The organism is Fibrobacter sp. (assembly GCA_012523595.1).
Taxonomy (GTDB): Bacteria; Fibrobacterota; Chitinivibrionia; order Chitinivibrionales; family Chitinispirillaceae; genus JAAYIG01.
Window position 1 is genome coordinate 84,129 of sequence record JAAYIG010000137.1, and the last position, 21,035, is coordinate 105,163.

Genomic DNA, 21,035 nt, shown 5'->3' on the forward strand with positions numbered 1-21,035 from the left:
CAAGCAGCACTTTTCTTTCCACGTCTTTCCTGGGGTACGACAGTACGAGGGTACGTACCCAGTTCACCCTGTAGTTTTTTGATGATCTTTTTTTATTTACGATTACGAGCACATGTGGGCTGGAGCCAGGGGGAGACCTCCTGGAGACCTACCACGCGTTATCTCTTTAATGAATAAACGTTTCTGGATTACTCTCCAGGCAAAGGTTTGCGTTAAAGAATGATTGGATTGATAGAGTACGATAGGGCTTTAAGAAAAAGTATGGAATAAGATCTTATATTGATGTTCCACTCTGATCAGGAGCCTGCTCCTGATATCTACGGAGAATTATTACTGATCTTTCTATACTATTTAGTAAAGGTTGATCCTATGACCCTGCTTTTGTCTGTTTCTTTTAATACAAGCAGCCTTATCCCTGAACTTTTTCCTGCCTCACCCCTGAAAATTCTTCCATTTAAGCTGTAGGTTTTGCGATCTCCCGGACAAAACAGGGAAATTGCGCTGAGATGATATTTGGAACCTTTTACAGTTTTTGATGAGGCATTCTCAAGTGCTCCGATATCAATACTCCCGTCAACCGGACGGCTTTGTTCCGAGCCTGTGTCTATCAATACGGCATGCGGGGGATGAAAAGCGGGAGGGAAAAGAGGGTTTGTGAATGGAGCGGAAGATATGGTCGGAGTTGATTCAGCGCCTGCATTGATAAGTGCACCTCCGGGCAGAGGAGTAAAATCATGTTCATCTGCATTTACAAACGGTGATGTGTTCCCTGAAAGTGTACTGCTCCACTCTCCCGGAATTCTGGATGCTCCCTCCCTGACCCAGTTATTACTTCCTGTCAGGAGGCGGGGTGAGGTCTTCCACTCCCCGTCAGCATCATTTACAACACGGATATCCGCCCCCGATATAAGATTGTAAATGACATTGTTATACATCTCAAGCGTTTCAATTGAGTTGAAAGTCCTGATACAGTCGCCTCTGGAGCCGGTGAGAATAAATGTGTTATTGACAAATCTATACCGGCCGTTGGTGGGATATCCGGGAGCGTCACCCCCTATTCTGGCGCATGAATTCCTCTGCTGAATTATGACATTCCCCACCACATCTGTATCCTCCCGGGCAGTCTCTATTGAGACATCTTCATTGTCCTCAGGATCAGGAGCAAAGAGTCCCAGACCATGCCCGCTGCTTCCGGCATTCTCCATCCAGTTGTAATAGATCTCGTTACGCTCTGCACGGGATTTTACATTATCCCCCTGTACAGCATCGTGAAGGTAGCAGTATTGAAGGCGAAAGGTGGCCCCGGGGTGAGCTATTTCATCGGTGGCCATGTAAATCTGATGCTGAGTGGCTCCTCCGGTTGGCACTCCGTTTCCGTAAAATTCACAATACTCAACTGTCACATTTCCGGTGCCTGTTCCGTAGCCGATCAACCCATGGTTACAATCGTTTATTATGCAGTCCCGCACCTTTATATTGTCCCCGAAGACACCGATTCCTTTTGCAAGACCACTTATCTGCAATCCCTCTATAACCACAAAGTCTGCAGATACATTTATTCCATACATATCATTTCCTGAGATCACAGGGCGGGATCCGTTTCCGGATCTCACTCCACGGATAGTGATCCAGTTTTTTTCAGTCCCGCTCCGATCAATATATACCCCGGAGGGGTACGATGCATCTCCGTCGACAAGCACAATGTCCCCGGGTTTTAATCTACCAACGACATCCTGAAGAGTGGCGAAATCTTTTCCTTTTCCAACCAGATATGTTGCAGCATCCAGGCTGCTGAGAACAACAGAGAGCAGAAGCACAATCGAGAGAGTTGTTTTGGTTTTATTCATATCAGACTCCGAAAATGATGACAAGGGGCAAACACTAATAATTCTACACTTGTTTAATATAATGAGCTTTGAAAATTTTATGGGGAGGCAAGGTGATGGAGCATCGGTTTATAACAGGAAAACCATCCCCCAATCGGGGGACTTTAAGGCACACTTAACAGAATAGAATGAGGAGTTTAATAACCGATCACAGGAACAGATATATATTCTCCTGAACGATTTTCTATCCTCAGAAGATGGACCCCTTTACCCAGAGGCAGTTTCACTTTACCGGGGCGTGCCTTGAATGATTTGAGCAGACTGCCTGAAAGAGAAAACAGAGAGACCTTTTCCGCATCAGCAGAAAGTTCAACTACTATCGATCCGGGCTGTTTTCCCAGAAGACGAATGCGGTTACCTGCCAGGGAACCGGCGTGGTTGACAACTGATGTCACCACCTGGAACTCGATCCAGTTGAGATTTACAAGACTGGAACCGGAACCGCTCCACTCCACACGTAAGGCAGCCGGACCGGACTGAAGGGAAAACTCAGAGGATACACTGGTAGTTGTCCATTCCTGCCATCCTCCGGTGTTTCCAACGTTCCAGGATCCCACTGAAGCACCATTGATCTTCAGAGTAACAGTACCGCCTTCAGACTCTGTTGCCACCCGTAAGGAAGCTGTGTAAGTGCCACCTCTGGATACAAAAATTTCGTACTCCGCCCAGCTTCCCGGTGTTGTATACCCCAGATTTTCACCACCACCGGCATCTGATGTAGTCTCGGTTTGTAACCCCTCTGACTTGGAAGAAAATTTTTCCGCCTCGACTCTCCCCGGCAGTTTAAGGGTATCTTCAGGAATCGGGTCGAAATCGTATACTTTTCTGGACTTGAGCCTCTCTCTGATCCATTGACCGGATTGAGAGATATTGCCGCTGTTCCAGTTGCCTGCAGCAAGTGCTCCGGGAACAAGGGCTGCGGATGATTCATCTTTGTCCATGATAGACCAGTTTGCCCAGCTGATTCCTTTCTGATCTGCCCAGTCAAGCCAGGCCTTCCCCTCGTTTGTGTAAACGGTCTTGTCCGTATTTCCCCCATCGGCAATAGAGAGTCCAAACTCGGTGATAAAAAGAGCTGCACCCTTGCCCAGAGCTGCATCAGCTTTCGCTCTCAGTTTCTCCCCGTGACTACCAGCGTAGAAATGAAGAGTATAGGCAATGTTTGTTCCGGAAAGCGGATCATCCGCGGCTTCATCGACATTCTGTGCCCAGAAGGGAGTCCCGACAATTATCAGGTTTGAACTGTGCTCCCTAATGACCGGAATCACCTGATTTGCGTAACTCTTAATATCATTCCAGGTATCCGCTCCCTTGTCACCCGATCCGCCTGTGTTGTCGGGCTCATTCCAGATCTCCCATATAATATTAGGAGTGCTGGAATAGGTCTGTGCCATCTCCGCAAAGAAGGTTTTGGCCTGATTTACATTTGCGTTTGCGTTGTGATCATGCCAGTCTACTATAACGTAAATCCCTCTTGCTATAGCGGCATCGATAACTTTCTTCAACAGGCTTTTCTGGCCTTCGGGATCGGCCAGATATCCCTGTTGTCCGTTGGTGGATCTGGGCTCAACAGCCATGGCGCAGCGGATCAGAGTAATATTCCAGTCATCGACAAGCCAGTTTACAAGATCAGCATTATAGTATCTCTCTCCGCCCCACACTGACCAGTAAAGACTCATCCCTGCTACCTGTACAGGTTGATTGTCTTTAGAGCCAACAATCTGATTGCCGCTGACTTTCAGTGCTCCATGTGTGTCAACAGGGGAAGCAGAAAAGAGAGAACTTGCGGAAAAAAGAAGGCATATCATCAGGGTACAGCATGTTCTTTTCATTAAATACCTCTGCATTGAATCACTTAAACGGTTAAAAAGAAGATCGCTTTAGTTTATACATATATTAATTACACAAGAAAAAAATAGCAACCCGGAAGTAGCGTGTTTAAAAGAATTTTTTAATAAGTGTTAAAAAAATTCCCTATACTCTGAATATCTCAAATCCCAGGGAGAAGTTGCGGCGAATGTCTCGGCTGTCGATAAAACCGAACGGGTGTCCGTAAAGGAAGCCGGTAAAGAGCCCGATTCTAAGCCCCGGGGTTATTTTCCGGTTTAATCCTGCTTTCAGAGAAAAAGTGCCTGATCTGTGAATTACAGGATATGTGGTTTCCTTCAATGTGAGAACAGAGTGATCTTCAGAGTAGACCTCTCCTGTCGCTTTCATGCGGCTGTCAAAGATGAAACGTCCGTAAAGAGAGAGATAAGCCGCACCTGCTTTCCCCACATCACAATCAAACTGCATCCCACCCGATAAACCATGTCCCTGTGTCAGCACACCTCCGCTCAGTTCGGGAGTGTTTTTTGACATGAAATAAAAGTGATAGAACAGCTCTGCTGTCAGATTTCCAGGCATAAACGATCGGGAGACTCTGTTTCCAAAATTTGCTGCATTCAGAACCATCCATCGGTAAGTTTTATCATAGATCTTTTCGTATGCATTGTCCGTTTCCACAACTATTCCCATCGTAGGATGCGCGCTTTCATGGTAAAGTCCGGTGATAAAACCTGTTTCAAGTGTATTCCATTTTATGTCCTTAAGTAAAAACTCCGCGCGGACAACACCTCTCCAGTTATGATTTGGCAATATCTCCTGATTGAACCGTTTCTCATTGCGTACCTCGATGAGTCCACCTAGAGAGAACCATTTCAGGGATATTCTCTCGGCAATACTGGCCACCGGAACACCATCCGATGTCACAGCAAGAGAGCTTCGGAAATGATCCGGGTTTGCACTCAGGCCATCATTGGAAAAGGCCGTTGTGGATATGAGAGATAAAAGCAGGAAGAAGAGGATAAATTTGTGAATATTTCCTGGGCTGATCATAATACAAAACTACTAAAGGGGGCGGGAGAGATGAAGATAACTCCGTGATTATATGACTTAAGTCACTGATTCACTTCAGGAGTGGGAGTTCCAATGCAGATCCTGAAAGAACTATGGGATGATAACAGAATAGTAATGTATTTTTGTACCAGGAGACTAAATTTACTCTCAGGTATCCTCATTCTGGATTCTGAATTCTGAAAGATTTCTTCCTGGTATCAAAATAACCGCAGGATAAAATGAAACGAATCTGCCTGATCTGCGCCATCATACCGGCTACTCTGATAATCATAGTCTCTGCCCTGACAATGTCTTTGAAACTCGATACCGTTCACCAGTTTGCTATCTCCCAGGTCAATAAAGCAATCCCCGGAAAAATCTCTCTGGGCAGCCTCAAACTCTACCTCCTCGACCTTAGAGCAGTGATCAAGGATCTCCAGGTTGCAGATTCCACAGGGAGACCTCTTGCAGGAATAAAGAAAATTGAAGTGGATGTTTCCACACTAAGTCTGCTTCACAGAAAATTGGTGGTTGAAAAAATTCTAGTGGAAAAGCCTGGGGCCTCTCTGGAACTGGATTCAACCGGAAAATTATCCCTCCTTGGCGCTTTTTCGGCCGGTGATACACCGCCAAAGGAAAAGGAAGATGAGAAAACAGGTGGCAAACCCCCGGTTGTAGAACTGAAAAGCCTGGATATCTCCGGTGGAGACATCCTTTTCAAGGCGGATAATGACAGCCTTTCAGCCAGGGTGAGCGGCCTTTCCCTTAAAGCTGACGGGGAAACAGGAACTCTTTCCGGCAGGGCATCGGTTACAATCGATTCCATTTCAGTACTGCGAAACGGTGGAAGGCTCGATGTGAGCGGCATGTCCGTAAATGCCCGCATGAAAGAGATGAATCTCGATACGTTTGAGATGAGATTATCAACCGACAGTTCTGTAGTGGCAGTCAAGGGCAGGGCTCTTTCGCTTGACAAAGATCCGGAAATCGGCCTGTCCGTGGATATCGATCTCCTTCTGAAGGAGTTTCTTCCGATACTGGGTCTTGAGGAGAAACTCAGCGGTAACTCCAGTATCTCTTTAAAAGCAGGTGGTAAAATTTCCAATCCCGACCTTTATCTTGATGTAAAGTATGCAGGCGGAAAAGTGTGGGGTTACCCCCTGCAGTCGGTTTTTCTCAGGGGAGAGATGAAAGATCGGATTTTCGACCTTGTTTCCCTGCATGTCGATGCGCCGGTTGGAGGTGTGGACATAAAGGGAAGAGTTGATCTGAGGAGAATGTTTCCGGATGGATTACTTTCTTCACCGGGTTCTCTGAATGAACCGGCATACAATCTTTCCGTATCAGCAAGAGGCGTTTCCCTGAAAGAACTCTCACCCGGAATATCGGGCACTGCCGCGGCATCGGTTGATATCGATGGACAGGGATTTATTCCTGATTCTCTTTCTGCAAAGCTTGGGTTATCTGCCCGGGTGGCATCACTGAAACTTTCCGGAGATAAAACAGACGGGAAAAACCTGCCTCTTGATGCCGCAGTCTCCTGCTCTGTGTCTGTGACTGAGAATACCGCTTTGGTACACAAGCTGAAGGGAAATCTCGGCGGTACAGGGTTAACACTGACAGGAAGACACGAGATCGGTTCAGGGAAAACGGATGCTGATCTTAAACTTTCCCTTACATCACTGGGAGAACTGATGAAATTCGCCGGGACAGACAGTGTCAGGGGAAAGGCGGATGTTTCTGTGCATGCAGGAGGTGATCTGAGAAATCCTGTGGTAGACATGGTGGTAATTGCTGAAGCAGTATCGTATGAGAATATCCGCGTCGGAAATCTTGCACTTAATGCTGGACTCGGGAGAAACGGAGTCGCAGAAGTAAAAAAAATGGAGCTTGTAAACAGAAATTCTCATCTGATGGTTTCCGGTACGGCGAAAGTGCTTGATAAAGGCAAGGTTCTGCCGTCTGATCAGATGACTTTTGGCCTCTCATTGTCTTCTGAGAACCTTGAACCTGGCGATTTTCTGGATTCGATCGGGGGAAGTGTAAAACTCAATGCGCAAATAGAGGGTACTGTAAATGATCCCGCCGGACATGTGAAGCTTTCCGCATCCCGGCTTTCTGCAGCGGGCCAGAGTATAGCAGGTGTAACTCTGGATGCAATTCTAGATCAGCAGCGACTTAATATTCAGCCTTTGAATGTAACGATCAGTTCCGGTCAGGATCTTACAATTAAAGGATGGGCATCACTGAAAGATTCCTTCAGTGTGGCTCTGTCTGCCCCTGGAATTAACCTTAAAACTATTTCCGCCTTATCATCGCAGGATTCTCTGGACGGAACCATCTTTATGGATCTGCAGGCAGGCGGGACCTATAAGAATCCTCAGGCAGGAGGCAGTGTCGGTGTAAAGGGGATAAAGCGGGGAAAGTTACGTCTTGAGGATATATTGCTGCGACTTGCTTTGAGTGATCAGCAGATCGATGTGAACGGGAGAGTCCTGGGGGATGTTTCAGCCGGATATAATCTCGGAACCAGAGAATTTTCTGCCAGTCTCGAAATAAATAATCTGCTTCTGACGCCATATCTTGCAATCACAGGACAGAGTCTCGATGGTTCATTGACTGCCGCAGTCAAGGTCGCCGGCAACAGCGATTCACTGGACAGGATCACCGGATCTCTCAATATAGCAGACCTGAAAATGAGCTACAAGTCAATTCCGGTGATTGAGATCCAGGGTTTGAGGGCGGCTTTTGAGGAATACCGGTATTCAATTCCGGATTTTATCATAACTCTGGCCGGTGAAGGATCTATCAAGGGACATGCAGAGGGACATGCAAAAGGCCCGCATGATATTGCGCTGAACGGGATGGTGCCTTTGACAGTTGCAAAGTACTTCTCTCCGGATATTCCGGATATCGAGGGACGCCTCTTTATCGATGCATCACTGAAAGGCACACCGGAAAATCCGGACCTGAAGGCAATTGTGAAGCTCAGAGATATCGCAATGACTGTCCCCGGACTCACCCAGCGTTTACATTCACTTAACGGAGACATAATAGCGGATCCAAAACGTGTGAGAATTGTGGAAATAAAAGGAAAGATCGATGACGGAGGACTGGGTGTAAAGGGAGAGCTTGAACTCGATAATCTCGCTCCGTCAAATCTGTCCGTGGATATTGCACTGGATGCAGTTCCGGCCGGGGTACCGGATATGCTCGATATAGCCATCGGCGGTAGATTGCATGTGTCAGGTACACCGGACACCTCCCAGATCACCGGAGATATCGTTCTTCTTGATGGTTTGTATTACAAGGATATAAGCATAAATCCTCTGGGTATCGTGGGAGGAGAGCGTAAACGCAAGGTGAAACCGCCTCCTGCGGAATATTCCGCTCCATATATCAGAAATATGCGCTTTGATATAGGTGTGCAGACCAGGTCTGCTTTCCGGGTTGATAATAACATGGCCCGGTTGACTGTCGCTCCGGATATCCAGGTAATGGGCACGTTACAGTCACCATCAGTAAGCGGAAGAGCAGTAGTTGAGCAGGGTATTATCACTTACCTCAAGAAAGAGTTTACCGTAGACAGGGGAATAATCGATTTTGTCAATCCCTACGCGATCGAGCCGGAAATTGACATTGTGGGTACAGTTCCAGTAAGGGACTGGAAAATCCAGATCCTGATATCCGGGACTCCGGATGATCTTGTGCTGAAGCTCTCCTGTGAAGATCAGGCATTTGATGACCAGGATCTCCTTTCGCTGCTTATCCTCGGTAAGACAACCGCCGAACTTCAGGGAGGTATCGGAGCTGTAGCCGGGGGACAGTCCAATGAGCAGATGCTTGCCTCACTTGTAGCTTCTACATTCGGCGGTGGTATTAAAAAGGCTGCAGGACTCGATATGCTGAAAGTGGAAACCGGCGAGGAAAATGGGGAAGAGTCGGACAGGATCGCTGTTACAGTTGGAAAGCAGTTTACAAAACGCCTCGGGACAAAGTACACAATTGAATCCAAAGACTCAGAAACACTTCAGCGTGCCTCAGCAGAATTCCGTATTCTGCAGAATCTGCTTATCGAGGGATTCCAGGAGTATTATCTCACCAAAACCGATGACAAGGGCGCCTACGGCGGCCAGATCCGGTTCTCATGGGAGAGACGCTGATGGCTTTCAGATCTGCTATAATACTCCTTGCATGTGTTTTTTCCGTTTTCTCCCGGGAAATTATCACCAGTGTTACCTGTGAAGTATCCGGGGATTGTGATTATCTTCGCGAAACAGCGATGAAGCTTATTTCCCTGAAAGTCAATGAGCCTCTGGATACAGTGCTGCTGAATCAGTCACTGGAAGCTCTGAAAGTGTGCCGTCTCTTTGAGCAGGTAGACTATGAAAGATCATCCGGAGAAGTAAAATTCCTCCTTACACCTGCAGTTTATGTGCGTGATATCCGTATAAAAAGGGAGATACCTCTGTTTGAGGATGATGTAGAGAGGGCGATGAGCACTTATCCGGGAGACATTTACACTGAAGAGATGATGAAAGTTCAGGATTCCCTGATTACCGCACTTTATCAGCGTGAGGGATTCATCAGCCCGTATGTTGAGGTATCATCGTACCAGCACCGGTCAGGCACTGACAAGGTCCTTACAGTAAAAATAAAGGCAGGACCGTTTTACAGGCTTAACTCACTTGATATCAGGGGAAACAACTCTGTTTCAGATTTCCGAATAAAGCGCAGCATGAGATTGTGGAGGACATCGCTGCTGCCGGGAATTGCGGGTAGATTTGTGGAAACGGTGCTTCAGGATGACATAAAAGGGCTTCTTGAACTTTACAAGTCAAAAGGATTCGCCGATGTACAGATACGCGATACGGTTATTACCGATTCTCTGACAAAATTGGTACAGGTTATTCTCGATATAGATGAGGGCTACAGGTACAGGGTAAAAATATCCAGCGAAGGAAATCGTGCTTTCAGAAAGCGTACTCTGCGTAAAGATGTTACGATTCACAAGACAGGAAACAGGAACAATGCGGGTGTGAGAAAGTCTGTCAAGGCAATGGAAAAACGCCTGGCCAACGCCGGTTTCCTTGGTGCCGGGGTGGAGATCGCAGACACTGTTATTCAGAAGCGTAAGCATAAAAGAAAAGAAGTGTATTTCTCTGTGAAGGCGGGGAAAAGGACAACTGTATCATCTATTATCATAAAGGGTGCACGCAGGCTGGATGAGAAGACTATCCGCGGGCAGATGCTGCATGTTGACAAAGGCAGGGACAGCAAAAGGGCCTACAACCCGGAAAGACTTCAGGAGGATATTTTCGCTATCCAGACACTTTACCGTTCCAGGGGATTTCTCAGCGCTAGTGTAAACCATAAGGTCGAGCAGTCAGAAAATATGGTATCGATAGTCATTTCCATCGATGAGGGAAAGCGGACCTTTATAGGCGATGTATCTGTCGATTTCTCCAGGTTCCCCTGCCTGGATACAGGCAAGGCGATTACAGTCAGAAAGGGTGATCCATTCCGAAGTGATCTGCTGAAACGGGGTGCTCATTCTTTGCAGACAATAATCGCTGAAAAGGGATATCCCCATGCAGTTGTAACTCCGGTTGTGTCATTGAGTGAAGACAGCAGCCGGGCAGATGTGGAGTTCAGCATCGAGGAGGGGCCGCTTGTGACCATGGGAGATATCCGGTATATCGGTGCGTTCCGTACCCGCAGAAGAGTGCTTGAAAGAGAGTCGATGGTCAGGTCTGGTGAGCCGTTGTCTTTGAAGGATATAGTCGATACCCAGAAGAGAGTGAGGGATCTGGGACTGTTCAGCTCTATCCGGTTCAGGACCATCGGTTTACGTGAGAAAAGAGATACGGTTCATATGTTTGTGGAAGTAGCTGAGAAACGCTCCATCTACGGGGCTCTCGATGGGGGCTATCAGTCGGATAAGAGAACTTTTTTAAATGCAAAGGTGGGTGACCGCAATCTCTTCGGGTTTAACAGAGAGGCATGGGTTAGAGGAGAAGTCAGCCAGCTTGACAGCCTGGTGCGTGGAGGCAGTGTGGATGAGATCGACTGCAGGGGTGAAATGGGTATATCTGATCCCAGGCTTTTTGGCACCAAAATCCGCGCAACGGTCCAGTTTTACGGAGAAAGAGAGTCGCAATTGAATCAGAGCTGGAAATCTGTCGCGGGCGGAGTGTCAGGGGGACTCACCTTTATTCCGAGTAAAGACGTAATGCTTGGCCTTGGAGCGGGCTATGAACGTCGTAAGCTTTTTCAGGATATCGGAGGTGTTCAGGTGGATACAGCCGGGATTCCCGAGGAATTGCGGCCACGTAACACCGTAAGTCTCAAACCCTCTTTTGCCTGGGACCGCAGGGATTCATTTACCCGCCCTCGTAAAGGAATGTTCATCTCCTCTGTTGCTGAACTTTCCAAAAGTATCGGTAGTACTGTTGACAATTTCCTGAAAGCACAGGTCGAGGGCAGGGGATATCTGTCTCCGTTTTCTTTCCTGACATTTGCAGGTGTGGTACGTGGTGGTTATCTCAAACCCTGGGGCGGAGCGAAAGAGACTCCGGCGGACAGGAGGTTCTATTTAGGCGGAACCGGAGATGTGCGCGGGTTTGATGAGAATCTGCTGAACCCTGATGACACCACCGGTGGTTATTCCTCCCTTTCTGCAAGTATAGAGGCGAGGCTGGATATCGGCTTTAATCTGGAACTGGCAGCATTTGCCGATGTCGGGCGGCTGGAGGATCAGCTTGTTACGATTACACCGGAACAGTTCCGTTACTCGGCAGGTGTGGGAATAAGATACGTTACCCCGATAGGGCCGATAGGTTTTCTTTACGGGTGGAAAATAGGACGGAGAGAGGGAGAAAGTCCCGGAAAACTGCATTTCTCACTGGGGTATACGTTCTGATACACTTCTCTTCGAAATCGGTATCGGAATCGGTATCGAAGAATTGGATGTCAAGGGCATCTTATTATTTATGGAAAATCGGTATTTTCGATACCGATACTGACCCCGATCCTGAAGACAAACAGAACCGGATACTCCTGCCTCAATTTATCGGTTTTACCCGCAACCAGCTTTTTCTCTTCTCTTTTACTTCCTCCACATCGATTATCCCGGCATACTGACGGAGTTTGCGCCTGATAATCTTTCCTGATGCGGTAAAATTTGACGCCTGCCAGTACCCGATTGGACGGGTGCCGGGCAGGAGGGCTGCGGATGTCTCGTCCTTGTTCGCTATCGACCAGTTGCACCAGCTCAAATGATGCTTGTCCATGAATTCGAACCACTCTTCTGTCTCAGCAGTGTCAAGAAAACCGTTGCCGGTTGCAACACAGGTGCCGAATTCAGTCACAAACAGTGCTACACCTTTGTCAAGGGCTGCTTCGGCTTTATCCCTGAGTTCACCTTTGTGTGAGGCGGCGTAGAAATGAAGCGAATAGGCAAGGTTCTCCCCTTCAAGCGGATCATTTGCGGCATCGTCAACATTCTGGCACCAGGATGGAGTGCCCAGGATAATCAAATTGTCGGGATCGACCGATCTGATGGCGGATACAACCGCTTCTGAATAGGGCTTGACTGAATCACTCCAGGATACTTTCATAGGCTCATTGAAAATTTCATATATCACATTTGGATATTCTCCATAACGGGTGGCCATCTCCTTGAAAAATCTCACAGATTCCTTCTGGTTCTTATGTGCGTAATGATCATGCCAGTCAATTATGACGTATATTCCCTTTTTGATTGCAGCATTAACTACGGTAATTATCTTTTCCTTTTCCGATCCATCGTATAAATATCCGCTCTTTGTTTCCTCGTGCTTTACTCCCAGCGCTGCGCGAATAATTGTGACTTTCCAGTCATCAACAAGCCATTTGACAGCACTCTCATTGTAAAAGTCTCCCATCCACTGGCTCCAGAAAAGGCTCATCCCCCTGAGTTGAACCGGATTACCATGCTGATCGACTATTTTGTTTCCTTTCACGCTCAGCTTTCCGTGTTTTTCCACAGGTGTGGGCTCGCCGGCGGAAACTGCCGCAATGTAAATAAGAAGGACTGTAATAAATGGTATGATACGCATCCTGAAATCCCGGTTGATATTAACAAAGTAAATCTGTGATATGCCTGTTTAATCATCCTGTTTGAATCAAACAGGTATTGTAACATTTTTTGCCTTGAGAATGAAAGTAATATTTGCCGGCTCTGTTTCTGGGGGGCGGCACCGGTTATCGATACCGATGCCGATGCAGTATTAGAAGAGATATGTCACACCTATGCGCATGTCCAGGCCTTTGAACTGAACATCTCTATGGGGGAGCATTTTCTGATCGATCTTGAACTCTCTCTCGACTTCCCTGACATCCCAGATCACATCGTCCCATTCCCATGTTATATACTTTGCACTCCATTTTGAAACAGCGGGGTGGTAGCGATACCCGGCATGGGCAAAAATACCCAGATGTCTCATAATCTTTAACCTCAATCCTGAAAAAACTGCGGCACCGAAAGTAAAGGCACTGATCTCCTCTATTGCAGTCGATTCCATTACTGTGGTACGGTAGTTGGTTAAGTGGCTCTGAAGTTGATATATGTAGGGAATTTTGTATGTATATGATCCAAAGCCTAAACCGGCACCAATCGGTATAAAAAGGCGTTCCGCGATAACCGCAAACTCATATCCGATGCGGAAGTCAAAATCGAAAGATGAAAACTTATCCGATTGGTTGATAAAAGCAAAATTGAATCCGGTCATGACATTTGTGTTTCGTATCTGGTAAAAATCGATGGATAAGAAAAAGCCCATGAGCTTTTCCAGAGCTTTGAAATCGGAAAAGTCAGGTGTCATGGTATCGATATCCCCATATCTTATATAAGTGGTATAGGTGATAGTGGGAGCGGAGCCGATGGATGATGCTGCGCCGCTAAAGGCATATCCGCCGGAAATTCCGAGGTTTGTCCCGGGTCTTGTCTCCCGGATCATATCGCCTGCACCGATATTTTCACTCTTTTTAACAACCTTCGCTCTGGAATAATCCTTTTCAACAGAAGTGACCTTTATCAGCGCTGTCTCTATACTCTCGGTTCCAATTTCCTCCCCGGTAGATTCATCGATGATTCTCGATCCCTCTCTCAGGACTTTATAGTATTGACCTTTGCGAATACCCATTTCTGACCCCATGTTTATAGTCACTTCCCCGGGATCCACTCTGGCTATACGTGCATCCAGCGGATACATCTCTTTGATACTGGCAACGATGGAATTTACTGAATTACCTGCTGCGCTGAGCCGTGCTTCGCTTGTAGAACTGCCGGACCCGCTCTGATCTATCTGAATCGCATTCTTTACTGTTCCGCTTGACGGATCTATGAACTGCACGTTTAAGGAGATCTGCGCTGTTATACCCTCCCCGGAATACTCTGCGCGGTAGTAGTCAACTGTTCCCAGAACAACCAGGTCTGCTCCGGAGGCTTTCCCGACTTCAACCGCAGTAGAATCATTGATGGTTCCACTTGATTCAGGAGACTTTTCCTTAAGCAGTGTTTCAAGCTGCATCCTGTCCACAATCTCAAATCTGCCCTGTGAGGCAACAGTTGAACCTGTTCTATCGGTCAGGATTTTTCCCAGATTGCTGCGATCCTGGGATGAGCCTATGATATCAGTGGAGACCGAGAACGGTAAAACAGCGATTTTTGTTTTTCTCTGTTCTGCGTTATTTGCAATGGCCAGAAGGAAAAATGACAGGAAGACTTTTTGCAAGATATGCGACATAGTACAACTCCTGAAGTGTTTCGGGTGATACGATTTGTGAGAGTAAATACAATTTTTAATGTTTGAAAAGCAACTCTGAGTGGTGGTGAGGCTCGCCTCCGCATAGCACCTCGGCGTAGCACTTCGGTGGAGTGATTCGTCGACATCCGGTTGGACACTTCCGGAAAATTCAGTGGTCTGGGATAGACCCCAGGGTACAGACCTTGTAATCCTGGCAGAAAAAAAATGCCGGTGGCTTGACGCCACCGGCTGAAAAAACTGAGTGCCGGATCTGATGGCAGAGGGAATCAGTCTGTATGCCCCAGAACTTTTTTCTTTACACGGCTTCTTGTAAAGTGGCTGATCCTGTCTACCGCACTGTAGAGTATAGGAACTACAAACAGTGTAAGCAGTGTTGATGTCAGAAGCCCGAATGCTACCACTGTACCCATCGGACTCTGCATTTCTGAACCCTGCTTTGTACTGAGTGCCATCGGCAGCACACCAATAATGGTTGTCAAAGAGGTAATGAGAATCGGGCGCAGACGGAGAACTGAACCACGGACGATTGCCTCTCTCTTCGGAACACCCTCTTTACGCAGATCATTTATAAAGGAGATCATCACTATACCGTTGTTAACCACTATACCGGCAAGGATAATCACTCCCATAAGCGCGGGCACAGACAAAGGATGACCCATGATCATAAGTCCCCCAACGATTCCTATAAAGGCAAGCGGCACTGTAAACATAACCACAAAGGGCTGAGAAAAACTCTCAAACTGTGCAGCCATAACCATGTAAATAAGAACTACTGCTATTGCAAAGGCGAAGAGGAGATCACCGAATGTTTCCTGCATGTCTTTGTAAGACCCGCCGTATTCCACGAAATACCCGTTTGGCATGCTCGCCTCAAGAGGTTTCAGTTCCGCCTTGACTTGCTCAATGTATGCCTGGATATTCCTCTCTTTTGTATTGGCGGTCACAGAAATCTTCCTTACCCTGTTTTCCCTCTCGATGGTGATAGGCCCTGTGGTTTTGACTATATCACCGACATTACCTACCTGACTTACAACACCTGAACGGGAGATAAGGGGCAGAGATGTGATGCTGCTTCTTGTTGAGCGGTCAGCCTCATCAAGCCTGATTCTGACATCGTACTCGTCACCTGCTTCTCTGTACCGGGTTATAACCTGCCCTAAATTGGCGTATTTTATCCCGTTACCGATATCAAGCATCGAGAGTCCCATTAAAGCAGCCTTGTCACGGTCCGGAAATATTCTAAGCTCAGGTTTACCTTCACGCATGGATGTATTTACATCGTATAATCCGCTCATCTTTGAGAGCTTCACTTTTGCTGAATCGGCAAATGCTTTAAGCTGGTCAAGTTCCTTGCCGTAAAACTTCAACTCTACGGGACTGGTTGCGGATCCCATTCCACCCATTGATGGAAACTCGATGATGACATCATGCAGTTCAGGTACAGACTGCCTGATCTCATTTATCACCTGTTTAGTGGAACGCACCCTCTCCTCAAAAGGTACCAGACGGAAAAAGATCTGTGCCTCATTGACATCACTGGCTCCCTCTCCGCCGCGGTCATCGATCCTTCCAATCATCACCGCAACACCTTCCATCTCCGGGATGGAAATGATCTTCTTCTCTATCGCGGTAACCAGCCTGTTGGTTTCGTCAAGATTTGTCCCTACAGGCATCCTTATCATGATCTGCCCCATGCCGTCATCACCCTCAGGGATAAATTCTCCACCGATCACTTTTATTCCGGCAAGGCTTAAGATAAAGAGAATAAAAGTGGTACCAAGCACAAGGAACCAATGGTTAAGACACCAGCGCAATCCGCCCTCGTACATCTTTGTAACCATTTGAAATATTCTTCCGCCATGTGCCTCGACAGACTCTTCACCCTTGTGGAATGTACGCTTTTTGAATATCACCGATGCCATCATCGGTATAATCGTAACTGCGACAAAAAGTGATGCGGCAAGTCCTGCGCAGATTGTCAGTGACAAAGGTCTGGCCAATTTACCGGCATATCCACCGGCAAGAGAAAGTGGCACAAAAACAGCCACAGTAGTCAGAGTTGATGCCGTAATAGCCAGAAATACCTGATTTGTGCCCTTGATAGCTGCAGTGTTGCGATGCTCGCCAAGTTCGAGATGACGGTAAATATTTTCAATCACCACAACCGCATTGTCAACCAGCATACCCACCGCGAGGGCGAAACCTCCTATGGTGATGATATTAAATGTATAACCCAGGGCATACAACCCTATGAAAGTTGTGATAATCGATATCGGTATGGCAAGAGTGATAACGAGTGTGGGACGCCAGTTGCGAAGAAAAAGCCACAGGATAAGTACTGCCAGTAAAGCTCCCAGGGCAGCAGAACTGCTTGCGTTTCCGGTTGCCTTTTCAACCATTTCACCCTGATCAAAGATTGTCATGAAAGTGAGATCCTGAGGCATTGATGGGCGAAGTTCCTTCAGGAGATTTTTGATATTGTTCGCCACAGCAAGAGTATTTGATCCACTCTGCTTAGTAACAAACAGCACAACTCCATCCTTGCCGTTGAGCCTCATTATGTGACGCTCTTCCTTGAAAGTGTCTTCCACCCTCGCTATATCTCCCACTCTTACTGGAGAGCCGTTTATCACAGTAATGATGGTACCTGCAACAGACTTGACATCAGGGTATTCACCCATGGTCCGGATTGTGTATTCCTGATGGCCCGCTTTGACATGACCGCTGGAAACATTGGAGTTTGCAGACCCGATTGCCGCCATTACCATTTCGGGGCTTATCTTGTAAATGTCAAGACGGGTCTTGTCCAGGTATACATTTATCTCTCTCTCCTTACCTCCGCCTACAACTACTCCTGCAACCCCGTCAAGTCTCTCAATCCTGGGGGCCAGAGTCTGCTCAAGGTAGGTTTTCAGCTCAGATGTGCTGCTCATCCCGGATACCCCGTAGAAGATCACCGGCATCTGGGAGACATCAAACTTGAAAACCATCGGATCTTCAATCCCTTCAGGCATATACTTGCGTATACGGCTGATATTTTCCCGGATGTCCTGACCCGCAAAATCAAGGTTTGTTCCCCAGTCAAATGTAGCAGTTATTATCGACATTCCTTCGGATGAGGTAGAATTGAGCTTGTCAAGACCCTTGATGGTTGATATCACCTGCTCAACCGGGCGGGTAATAAGCTCCTCCACATCCTCGGCAGCAGCGCCGGGATAGGAGATTGTAACCGTAAGGATCGGGAACTCAAGCTCCGGAAAAAGATCCAATCCCAGTTTTGTAAACGAAATAATCCCAAACAGTATTATGATAAGCACAAGCATGCTTATCGTGACACGCCTGGTTACCGAGAATTGTGAAAGCGTCATGTTTACTCCTTGCCAGAATTCTCTATTGAGGTAACCTGGATATCAGTGTTCTCAAGAAGGCTGACATTATTATCTTTCAGAACCACTGTACCCTCCTGAAGACCGGAAACAATCTCGGCCATCTCATCATTTACTATTCCTGTCTGAACCTTGACAATCTGAGGCTTTGTAGTGAATGGAACAGCCTTGTTTTCAACAGTGAAAACAATCTGTTCCCCGTCACGGCTTACAACTGCAGGAGCCGGTATCACAACAACGTCCTTTTTTGAACTTGTTGCAACTTTTACACGCGCAAACATGCCCGGTTTGAGACGGTATCCGGGGTTTCTGATTTCAATCGTGACACGTGCAGAACGGCTCATACGGTTCAATGCAGGGTTTACAGTAGTCAACTTGCCCTCAAATACCGTGTCCGGGATCGCATCTGTCCTTATTTCAACAGAGAGCCCGGTTCTTAAGAGCACAAACTCCTGCTCAGGCACCATCACTTCTATCTTCATCATCCCAAGCTGTGCCAGAGCAACAATAGCAGTAACACCATCCATTCCGGGTGTCCCGTTGTAAATCTCTCCCTCGTTAAAATGCCTGCCAATAATTGTTCCGGCATAGGGAGCACGGAGTTCAACTGAATTTTTCAGGTTTTCATATCCGGCCTTTGCAGCATCGTAAGCCGCCTTTATCTGTCCATACTGCTGTGCAGTTGCGCTTCCACGTTCATAGAGAGTTTTTAACCTCTGATAATCCTCCTGGAGCTGCTGGAGATTGGCGAGAGCCTGCTGAAGACCGTAATCGTCCATTTTTGCGAGAAGCTGCCCCTCTTTGACATAGTCACCCTCTTTGACAAAGATCTTCTTTATCCTTCCGGGGGACAGAGGTGCAATGGATGCCCGTTTTACAGCATCGATATTTCCAGAGAAATTCAGTGTCTGGGAAATATTACCCCTCTTTGCTACCGCGGCTTTCACCGGAAGCACAATTTTTTCGTATTTGACATCTGATTCTACTTCTTTTTTCCGGTTGCATCCCGGTAAAAAAGCCGCCAGTAACGAAACCGCTATACAGGTTTTCAGAAAACTCGATGATGCCAGCCAGCGATTCATTTTTTTACCATCCTTTCGGTATCTTTATTTCGAGGAGAAGAGATATTCAATGTCAGCACGTTTGGAATAGTAATCACTGAGAGACCTGTAATAGGAAATCTCAGACTGAAGCTTTGTACTTTGCGCAGTTAAAAGCTCACTGTTGGGCACAAGTCCCTGTCCAAACTTGTCGTATGTTATATCGTAAGCCCTTTTTGACTGCTCGATGCTCTTTCTTGTAATGGCTATATTGTCAAATGCATCCTTTACAGCCAGATAACCGGTTCTCACGGCAAGTTCCATGTTTTTTGTAAGCTCTTCCTTTGTTGTATTCAACTGGCGAACCTGCGAGAGCATCTGTTTTTTCTTCTGAAGCGCTGCCCCCCAGTCAAAAATATCCCACTTCAATGCCAGTGAAAGTGTCCAGGAATCCTGAAACTCCCTGTCGTCAACACCAATAACCTGGCCTGAAAAACCGGCCGATGTAACAAGCATGGGAAAGTATGCAGAACCGGCAATCTTTGCAGATAACTCAAGAATACGAAGCTGATGATCCATCTGCCTGAGTTCCGGCATCTCTGTCTTGAGTTTCTTTAAAAGACTCTCAAGCTCAGGAATATCAAATGAGACCGGTTCAACTATGGAGTCTGAAACATTTACAGACTCATCGATACTCCTGCCTATGAGAACCGCAAGTTTTCCTTGAGCTGCTGTCACTCCGTTTGCGGCCTGCTGACGAACCATCTTCTGGTTCTGAAGCTGCACTTCGGCCTGAAGCAGCTCATGCTCGCCCCTTATCCCAACTTCCACCGCATTCTTCAGATCCTTTACTATCTGCTCAAGGAGAGCAATCGATGTGTCGAGCGCTACAAGGCTTCTCCTGGCAGCGGTTACAGTATAATAGGCCTGTGTCACATCCCTGATAACATCCCTGCGTGCTGCTTTCAACTGCCACTCCGAAATACATTTGCCCTGCTCGGCTAAACGGTAGCCATTGACAACCTTCCCGCCTGTAAAAAGAGGCTGTGTAAAAGATGCTGACACATTGTAAAGATCCCTGGCCGATGTCTCAATCTTCTGTACCGCTCCCGGGGGCATTTCGAAGAGCATATACGGAGCATCGTGAAGCAACGAAACACTTCCTGAACCACTCAGTTTGGGAAGAAACCCGGCTGCAGCCTCCTTTATCGCCGCCTCGCTTTCGTTCTGCTTTTCATTTGCGACAATAATCTTTGCGTTTGCATTCAATGCACTTTCGATGCACTGATCAAGTGTCATCACCGGCTCTCCTGCCACAAGGGATGGAACAGCCGCCACAGCCAGAATTCCAGCTATAATTAATCTCCTCAATTTACCCTCCACATTTTTCCGATAATTCATTCTCTTTTATGCCCAGCCCGGAACAGATAAAAGAGGTTATGCTGCCGATTTCCTTTTCAATATCACCCATACTGCCTTTTAAATACCAGCGCTGGAAAACACCCTTTACAAGGGCTTCAAGATGATCTGCAATCTCCCCGCTTTCCAGAACGCTTGAAATCTCTCCATTGGCTTTCCCATTATCTATCCGCTCTATTATGTAATTTTCCATCTCATTCCTGAATTCCCTGAATTTATCGATCTCCTCTCTGTACTTCAGAAAGTCTGTCTCGACAAATGTCTTGATGGTTCGGGAATTTGACATGTTAAGAAGAAGCGGAAAATGCTCACCGAAAACAGACAAAATTGTCCTGATCATCATTTTCAGGAAAGAAAGAAAACTGCTGCAATCCGCGGTATTTTTCCGTACTTCCTCCAGGAGTTTCTCATGCTCTCTGAGACAAAGGTTGAGAAAAATCTCCTCCTTGTCCTTGAAGTAGTAATAGAGGGCTGTCTTTGAAAAACCTGCTGCATCGGCAATATCCTCAAGCCTTGCAGCATGATAACCCAGTCTCGCAAACACCTCTATAGAGGCATCCAGGATCAGGTTCATCTTTGTTTTTCGAACCGCGTTCTCTCTTTCTTCCTTTGGATTCA

At 47.0% G+C, this 21,035-nt stretch carries 11 protein-coding genes; 2 read left to right on the plus strand and 9 right to left on the minus strand.

The window, feature by feature from the left end:
- Positions 1 to 347: 347 nt before the first annotated feature.
- The 3 genes from GX089_09475 to GX089_09485 form a co-directional block, all read right to left on the minus strand.
- Entirely contained in the window at positions 348 to 1,847 is a 1,500-nt protein-coding gene (locus tag GX089_09475; protein ID NLP02711.1) for a hypothetical protein, read from the minus strand.
- A gap of 176 nt (positions 1,848 to 2,023) precedes the next feature.
- Positions 2,024 to 3,718, minus strand: a complete 1,695-nt coding sequence (locus GX089_09480) for a cellulase family glycosylhydrolase (GenBank protein ID NLP02712.1) — start codon at positions 3,716 to 3,718, stop codon at positions 2,024 to 2,026.
- Positions 3,719 to 3,860: 142 nt separating this feature from the next.
- Positions 3,861 to 4,763, minus strand: a complete 903-nt coding sequence (locus GX089_09485) for a hypothetical protein (protein ID NLP02713.1) — start codon at positions 4,761 to 4,763, stop codon at positions 3,861 to 3,863.
- 239 nt (positions 4,764 to 5,002) lie between these two features.
- Between GX089_09485 and GX089_09490 the strand changes: the two genes are divergently transcribed.
- Together GX089_09490 and GX089_09495 are read left to right on the plus strand one after the other, a co-directional pair.
- The gene (locus GX089_09490; GenBank protein NLP02714.1) at positions 5,003 to 8,926 is read left to right on the plus strand and encodes an AsmA family protein; all 3,924 of its coding nucleotides are present in this window, start codon (positions 5,003 to 5,005) and stop codon (positions 8,924 to 8,926) included.
- Positions 8,926 to 11,685, plus strand: coding sequence for a BamA/TamA family outer membrane protein (locus GX089_09495; GenBank protein NLP02715.1), 2,760 nt, complete (start codon positions 8,926 to 8,928; stop codon positions 11,683 to 11,685). Before GX089_09490 ends, GX089_09495 begins: the two co-directional genes overlap by 1 nt.
- Positions 11,686 to 11,827: 142 nt before the next feature.
- Here the strand turns inward: GX089_09495 and GX089_09500 are convergent, their stop codons facing one another.
- The 6 genes from GX089_09500 to GX089_09525 all read right to left on the minus strand — a co-directional run.
- Complete coding sequence (locus GX089_09500) at positions 11,828 to 12,862, minus strand: glycoside hydrolase family 5 protein (GenBank protein NLP02716.1); 1,035 nt, start codon at positions 12,860 to 12,862, stop codon at positions 11,828 to 11,830.
- Positions 12,863 to 13,033: 171 nt separating this feature from the next.
- Entirely contained in the window at positions 13,034 to 14,551 is a 1,518-nt protein-coding gene (locus GX089_09505) for a hypothetical protein (GenBank protein ID NLP02717.1), read from the minus strand.
- Between the two features lie 287 nt (positions 14,552 to 14,838).
- Positions 14,839 to 17,940: an efflux RND transporter permease subunit gene (locus GX089_09510; protein ID NLP02718.1), complete on the minus strand. Its 3,102-nt coding sequence runs from the start codon at positions 17,938 to 17,940 to the stop codon at positions 14,839 to 14,841.
- Between the two features lie 2 nt (positions 17,941 to 17,942).
- Positions 17,943 to 19,040: an efflux RND transporter periplasmic adaptor subunit gene (locus GX089_09515; GenBank protein NLP02719.1), complete on the minus strand. Its 1,098-nt coding sequence runs from the start codon at positions 19,038 to 19,040 to the stop codon at positions 17,943 to 17,945.
- Positions 19,041 to 19,064: 24 nt separating this feature from the next.
- Positions 19,065 to 20,369, minus strand: coding sequence for a TolC family protein (locus tag GX089_09520; GenBank protein NLP02720.1), 1,305 nt, complete (start codon positions 20,367 to 20,369; stop codon positions 19,065 to 19,067).
- A 1-nt stretch (position 20,370) separates the two neighbouring features.
- A partial coding sequence (locus GX089_09525; GenBank protein ID NLP02721.1) for a TetR/AcrR family transcriptional regulator occupies positions 20,371 to 21,035 on the minus strand: 665 nt, incomplete at its 5' end.

Coding starts and splice junctions, on each gene's coding strand:
- GX089_09510 (NLP02718.1), bottom strand. CDS start 17,940: ATGACGCTTTCACAATTCTCGGTAACCAGGCGTGTCACGATAAGCATG.
- GX089_09485 (NLP02713.1), bottom strand. CDS start 4,763: ATGATCAGCCCAGGAAATATTCACAAATTTATCCTCTTCTTCCTGCTT.
- GX089_09490 (NLP02714.1), top strand. CDS start 5,003: ATGAAACGAATCTGCCTGATCTGCGCCATCATACCGGCTACTCTGATA.
- GX089_09495 (NLP02715.1), top strand. CDS start 8,926: ATGGCTTTCAGATCTGCTATAATACTCCTTGCATGTGTTTTTTCCGTT.
- GX089_09500 (NLP02716.1), bottom strand. CDS start 12,862: ATGCGTATCATACCATTTATTACAGTCCTTCTTATTTACATTGCGGCA.
- GX089_09505 (NLP02717.1), bottom strand. CDS start 14,551: ATGTCGCATATCTTGCAAAAAGTCTTCCTGTCATTTTTCCTTCTGGCC.
- GX089_09475 (NLP02711.1), bottom strand. CDS start 1,847: ATGAATAAAACCAAAACAACTCTCTCGATTGTGCTTCTGCTCTCTGTT.
- GX089_09480 (NLP02712.1), bottom strand. CDS start 3,718: ATGAAAAGAACATGCTGTACCCTGATGATATGCCTTCTTTTTTCCGCA.
- GX089_09515 (NLP02719.1), bottom strand. CDS start 19,040: ATGAATCGCTGGCTGGCATCATCGAGTTTTCTGAAAACCTGTATAGCG.